At 41.7% G+C, this 509-nt stretch carries 1 pseudogene; it reads right to left on the bottom strand.

Features of this window, described 5'->3' with window-relative positions:
* Positions 1-509, bottom strand: a pseudogene (locus ACFINU_RS10440) (hypothetical protein); the annotation flags it as partial.

Raw genomic sequence — 509 nt, 5'->3', positions numbered from 1 at the left:
ATCTGTCTCCCCACCAATCTTGATAGGATCAGTTTCTTTATCCTGTTTAACTAGGCTATCACCTACAACCTTGGTAATTTCTTTGTGAATATTCGTGAATGAACTTCCTACTCCTGCTAACGCATCCGCAACATTATCATACTGCTTATCTTCAGAGTTACCATCATCCTTAATAGTTTTAACCTTGAAACTTGGAGCAGTCCATTCACCATCCTTATACTTAGCATCACCACCAAAATATTTCGCTGTATGCTCAGCAACCTTAGTAACATTTTTATTGGTGGTAAAAAGCTGTGAGCCATTAACCGCATCCGTTGAGCTTTCTGAAAGTTCACCAGTACTCACACCGGTAAGTGTCCGTTCCTTACCTTCATTGTTAAGAATACTTACTTCCGTACCGCCTGCTGCCTTACCTATGGTGATAACACCTGTTCCCCCCGCACGGAAACTACGACTTAACGTCACCTCTTCTTCTTGCTTAACAAGGATACTGTCTCTTACATCGACAA

It is taken from the genome of Bartonella sp. AC130YNZD (assembly GCF_042196865.1).
Classification (GTDB): domain Bacteria; phylum Pseudomonadota; class Alphaproteobacteria; order Rhizobiales; family Rhizobiaceae; genus Bartonella.
Note: the sequence above shows the minus strand (reverse complement) of the source record. Positions and strands in the feature narration are given on the sequence as shown.